This is a genomic window from Streptomyces sparsus, from assembly GCF_054776295.1.
In genome coordinates, this window is record NZ_BAAHCA010000304.1 from 1 (window position 1) to 5,133 (window position 5,133).

The following is a 5,133-nucleotide window of genomic DNA, read 5'->3' on the forward strand; positions in this document are numbered from 1 at the left end:
CGGGCGGCCCCGCCCGGTCAGTCCTGCGCGGCCTGTCGGCGGCGGGCCCGGTCGGCGGCGACGTGCAGCCGGTTGCCGCAGGTCCGGCTGTCGCAGTAACGACGGGAACGGTTGCGGGACAGGTCGACGAAGGCCCGTCGGCAGTCCGGGGCGGCGCACCGGCGCAGCCGGTCCAGCTCGCCGGCCACGATCAGGAACCCGATGGCCATGCCGCCGTCCGCCGCGAGGTGGTCGGCCAGCGAGGCGTCGGGGGCGAAGTAGTGCACGTGCCAGTCGTAGCCGTCGTGGTCGGTGAGCTGCGGAGTGGTGCCTGCCTCCGCCACCAGCGAGTTCACCAGTTCGGCAGCGTCCCGCGTCGCGCCGGCGGCGAAGACGCGGGCGAACCGGTCCCGCAGGTCGCGGACCGCCCGCAGGTCCCGCTCACCGAGCTCGCCGACGCCGCTGACGTCGTTGCGGGCCACGTAGTCCCGCAGGGCGGCGAGGTCGGTGAGTCCGTCCGGCGTGTCCTCGTCCGGTGAGGTGTTCAGCAGATCGACCACGTTGTCGAGCGCGCACCGGGTGTCGTGGTTGATCAGCACGGTCGCTCCCAGGCCGGTGTCGGGTCAGCTTCCCGGTGGGAGCTTCGCGGCCCCGCCGGGTGGGGAGACTCTAGCCGGTTCACGACATGACGACGCCGCTGCCGCGATGGGGCCGCGGCAGCGGCGTCGTCGTCCGTCCAGGCGTCCACCGGGCCCGAGCCGTCGCCCCGAGTCGGACGGCGCGGGTGGTCCCGGTGGCTCGGTCAGCTCTCGGCGAGAATGTGCGAGAGCTCCGTGTCGAGGTCGAAGTGGCGATGTTCGGTGCCCGGGGGCACGGCGGCGTCGGTCCGTTTGAGGAACGACTCCAGAGCCCGTGCGGGGGCTTCCAGCAGAGCTTCGCCCTCCGGTGAGCTGAGAGCGATGCAGACGACGCCCTGCCCGTGACTCCGGGAGGGCCAGACGCGGACGTCACCGGTGCCGGTGGGGCGGTGCAGCCCCTCGGCGAGGAGATCGCGGGCGAAGACCCACTCGACGGTCTCCTCGGCACCGGTGTGGAACGTGGCGTGCACGGCATAGGGGTCGGCCGTGTCATACCGCAGGCCCGCGGGAACAGGCAGTGAGGACTCGCTCGATACAACGAGGCGCAGGTGCAGCTCGCAGCTGACCGTGGTGTTCATAAGCGCCATGGCCTTTCGCTCAGTGTGCGCTCGGGGATTCGCACGTCGGCGAAATCGACATGCCACCTACCGGCCGGTTGTAAACCCCTCTGACGGATATGCGAGTCTCGATGTCGTTCGTACAGCGGATCGCTGAATGTCGGTATACGTCCATTCCGGTGAACGGCGGGGGGTGGGCGTCGCGACGTGGGGTTGTCACCCGGTGTGATGGTCACACCAGGCATCGGCCGGTCACAGGGGGCGCTCGGCATGCGGTAGTGTTTGCGGCGCACCGCGGGCGATTAGCTCAGTGGGAGAGCGCTTCGTTCACACCGAAGAGGTCACTGGTTCGAACCCAGTATCGCCCACCGTGGAACAGGGCCCGGAGACTCACGTCCCCGGGCCCTGCCGCATTTCCGCCCCCGCCGTCCGTGAGCCGCGCAGGGGCCGTCGAGGAGCCGTCGAGGAGCCGGGTGTGAGGTGGAACCACTACCGCTTCCGCAGTCGGTGGCGGCTCGCCGCACCCCCGTGCGCCGTCTACGAGGTGCTCGCCCGGCCCGAGCGGTACCCGCTCTGGTGGCCGCAGGTGCGGGAGGCCCGGGCCGATCAGGACCGCACCGGCACCGCGCGCTTCCGGTCGCTGCTGCCGTACGACCTGTGCGTGGCGGCGCACGCCCGCCGTGAGGACGCCGCGGCCGGTGTACTGGAGATCGCGCTGAGCGGCGATCTGGACGGCTGGGTGCGCTGGACGGTCCACCCCGACGGCACCGGCACGGTGCTGCTCTTCGAGCAGCAGGTCGAGCTGCGCCCCCGGCTGCTGCGGCTGCTCGCGGTGCCGGGCCGGCCGCTGCTCGTCGCCAACCACGCCTGGATGATGCGCGGCGGTCGGCGCGGCCTGCGCCGGTGGCTGGCCGGTGGTTTGAACGAGGGCTGAGAGGCCCTGTATGGTTCTGTCCGTGCCCGAGGGCACCGGGGGCGATTAGCTCAGTGGGAGAGCGCTTCGTTCACACCGAAGAGGTCACTGGTTCGAACCCAGTATCGCCCACCCCCGATCGAAGGCCGGTCCGTCACCTGCGGATCGGCCTTCGACGTGTGTCACCGGTGTGCGACCGGTGGACGCGTCGCGGCGTGCACGCGGTGGACGAACCGGGCGACCGCGACCGGGCCGCCCACGGAGCCCCCGCCCCGCAATCGTTTCGCGGAGAGCGGCCCGCTCTCGGTACGATTCCCGCGGCACCCGGCGATCGGGCCGGTGCCGTTGACCCTTCAGGCAGGAGCGATCCGGTGTCAGACGTCCGTGTGACCGTGCAACGCGATTCCGAGCGGGACGAGCGCGTGGTGGCCACGGGCACGACGGCCGCCGCGCTGTTCGAGGGCGAGCGCACCGTCGTCGCCGCCCGGATCGACGGCCGGCTGCGGGACCTGGCGCATCCGCTCGCCGACGGCGAGCAGGTCGAGCCGGTGCTCGTCTCCAGCCCCGACGGCCTCGACATCCTGCGGCACTCCACCGCGCACGTCATGGCCCAGGCCGTCCAGGAGCTGTTCCCCGAGGCCAAGCTCGGCATCGGCCCGCCCATCAAGGACGGCTTCTACTACGACTTCGACGTCGCCGAGCCCTTCCACCCGGAGGACCTCAAGCGCATCGAGAAGAAGATGCAGGAGATCATCAAGCGCGGACAGCGCTTCTCCCGCCGCGTCACCAGCGACGAGGACGCCCGCACGGAGCTGGCGGACGAGCCGTACAAGCTGGAGCTGATCGGGCTCAAGGGCTCCGCCGCGGAGGCGGCCGAGGGCGCGTCGGCCGAGGTCGGCGCCGGTGAGCTGACCATCTACGACAACCTCGACGCCAAGACCGGCGAGCTGTGCTGGAAGGACCTGTGCCGCGGCCCGCACCTGCCGACCACCCGCGCCGTCCCGGCGTTCAAGCTGATGCGCTCGGCCGCCGCCTACTGGCGCGGCAGCGAGAAGAACAAGCAGCTCCAGCGCATCTACGGCACCGCGTGGCCGACCAAGGACGAGCTGAAGGCGCACCTGGACTTCCTCGCCGAGGCCGAGAAGCGCGACCACCGCAAGCTCGGCTCGGAGCTCGACCTGTTCTCCGTCCCGGAGGAGATCGGCTCCGGCCTGGCCGTGTTCCATCCCAAGGGCGGCGTCGTGCGCCGGGTGATGGAGGACTACTCCCGCCGCCGACACGAAGAGGCCGACTACGAGTTCGTCTACACCCCGCACGCCACCAAGGGCACGCTGTTCGAGAAGTCCGGGCACCTGGACTGGTACGCCGACGGCATGTACCCGCCCATGCAGCTCGACGAGGGCCAGGACTACTACCTGAAGCCCATGAACTGCCCCATGCACAACCTGATCTTCGGCGCCCGGGGCCGTTCCTACCGTGAACTGCCGCTGCGCCTGTTCGAGTTCGGCACGGTCTACCGCTACGAGAAGTCCGGCGTGGTGCACGGCCTGACCCGTGCCCGCGGCTTCACCCAGGACGACGCGCACATCTACTGCACCCGCGAGCAGATGGCCGACGAGCTCGACTCGCTGCTCACCTTCGTGCTGAACCTGCTGCGCGACTACGGGCTGGAGGACTTCTACCTGGAGCTCTCCACCAGGGACCCGGAGAAGTCCATCGGTTCGGACGAGAACTGGGAGGAGGCCACCGAGACGCTGCGCCAGGCCGCCGGCAAGCAGGGCCTGGAGCTGGTGATGGACCCCGGTGGTGCCGCGTTCTACGGACCGAAGATCTCCGTGCAGGCCAGGGACGCCATCGGCCGCACCTGGCAGATGTCGACCATCCAGGTCGACTTCAACCTGCCCGACCGGTTCGACCTCGACTACACCGCGGCCGACGGCTCCCGCCAGCGCCCGGTGATGATCCACCGGGCCCTGTTCGGCTCCATCGAGCGCTTCTTCGCCGTCCTGCTCGAGCACTACGCGGGCGCCTTCCCCGCCTGGCTCGCACCGGTCCAGGCGGTCGGCATCCCGATCGGCGACGACCACGTGCCCTACCTGAGGGACTTCGCCGCCGCCGCACGGGCCAAGGGACTGCGGGTCGAGGTGGACGCCTCCTCGGACCGGATGCAGAAGAAGATCCGCAACGCCCAGAAGGCCAAGGTGCCGTTCATGGTCATCGCCGGCGACGAGGACGTCGCCGCCGGGGCGGTCAGCTTCCGCTACCGCGACGGCACCCAGAAGAACGGCATCCCGACGGAGGACGCACTCGCCGAACTGCAGCGCGTCGTCGAGCAGCGCGTCCAGCTCTGACCTGCCGTTGCACGACACCGAGGGGCCCGGGGACCACGTTCCCCGGGCCCCTCGGTACGGGCCGTCGGCGCGCCCCGGCCGGGTCGTATGCTGATCCGCATGAGCAGCGAGCCGGAGCAGCAGATCGGGGTCGGCACCGCGGACGCCTTCCAGCGCCTGTGGACGCCGCATCGGATGGCGTACATCCAGGGTGAGAACAAGCCGACCGGTCCGGGAGCTGCGGACGGTTGCCCGTTCTGCTCCCTGCCCGCCAAGAGCGACGAGGACGGCCTCATCATCGCGCGCGGTACCGGCGTGTACGCGGTCCTGAACCTCTACCCGTACAACGGCGGCCACCTGATGGTCGTCCCGTTCCGGCACGTCGCCGACTACACCGAGCTCGACGACGCCGAGACGGCCGAGCTGGCCCTCCTCACCAAGCACGCCATGTCCGCGCTGCGCGCCGCCTCCGGGGCGCACGGCTTCAACATCGGCATGAACCAGGGCACGGTGGCCGGCGCCGGCATCGCCGCCCACCTCCACCAGCACGTGGTGCCGAGGTGGGGAGGCGACACCAACTTCATGCCCGTCGTCGGCCACACCAAGGTGCTGCCGCAACTGCTCGCGGACACCCGCCGCATGCTCGCCGAGGCCTGGCCCGCCGCGCACTGACCGCCGGGCGACGTCCGCATCGCCCGCACGGCCGGCTCGCGGCC

General features: G+C 70.8%; 5 protein-coding genes and 2 tRNA genes. 5 read left to right on the top strand and 2 right to left on the bottom strand.

The annotated features are described in order from the left end of the window. Positions 1 to 17: 17 nt before the first annotated feature. Positions 18 to 578: a CGNR zinc finger domain-containing protein gene (locus tag ACYVE9_RS14910; protein WP_461028328.1), complete on the bottom strand. Its 561-nt coding sequence runs from the start codon at positions 576 to 578 to the stop codon at positions 18 to 20. A 203-nt stretch (positions 579 to 781) separates the two neighbouring features. Continuing rightward, on the bottom strand, positions 782 to 1,195 hold the full coding sequence (locus ACYVE9_RS14915; protein WP_003959770.1) for an SsgA family sporulation/cell division regulator: 414 nt from the start codon (positions 1,193 to 1,195) through the stop codon (positions 782 to 784). Positions 1,196 to 1,470: 275 nt separating this feature from the next. On the opposite strand from ACYVE9_RS14915, the gene ACYVE9_RS14920 reads away from it, so the two are divergent. The 5 genes from ACYVE9_RS14920 to ACYVE9_RS14940 all read left to right on the top strand — a co-directional run bounded on the left by ACYVE9_RS14920 (position 1,471) and on the right by ACYVE9_RS14940 (position 5,089). Then, positions 1,471 to 1,542: transfer RNA gene (locus ACYVE9_RS14920), tRNA-Val, on the top strand. A gap of 107 nt (positions 1,543 to 1,649) precedes the next feature. After that, positions 1,650 to 2,108 (top strand): SRPBCC family protein, encoded by a 459-nt coding sequence (locus ACYVE9_RS14925; protein ID WP_461028329.1) that lies wholly within the window; start codon positions 1,650 to 1,652, stop codon positions 2,106 to 2,108. A 39-nt stretch (positions 2,109 to 2,147) separates the two neighbouring features. Beyond that, a tRNA-Val gene (locus ACYVE9_RS14930) sits at positions 2,148 to 2,219 on the top strand. A gap of 239 nt (positions 2,220 to 2,458) precedes the next feature. After that, on the top strand, positions 2,459 to 4,438 hold the full coding sequence (gene thrS, locus ACYVE9_RS14935; protein ID WP_461028330.1) for a threonine--tRNA ligase: 1,980 nt from the start codon (positions 2,459 to 2,461) through the stop codon (positions 4,436 to 4,438). Positions 4,439 to 4,525: 87 nt separating this feature from the next. Continuing rightward, on the top strand, positions 4,526 to 5,089 hold the full coding sequence (locus ACYVE9_RS14940; protein ID WP_461028331.1) for an HIT family protein: 564 nt from the start codon (positions 4,526 to 4,528) through the stop codon (positions 5,087 to 5,089). The last annotated feature ends 44 nt before the right edge of the window (positions 5,090 to 5,133 follow it).

Coding starts and splice junctions, on each gene's coding strand:
- ACYVE9_RS14915 (WP_003959770.1), bottom strand. CDS start 1,195: ATGAACACCACGGTCAGCTGCGAGCTGCACCTGCGCCTCGTTGTATCG.
- ACYVE9_RS14940 (WP_461028331.1), top strand. CDS start 4,526: ATGCTGATCCGCATGAGCAGCGAGCCGGAGCAGCAGATCGGGGTCGGC.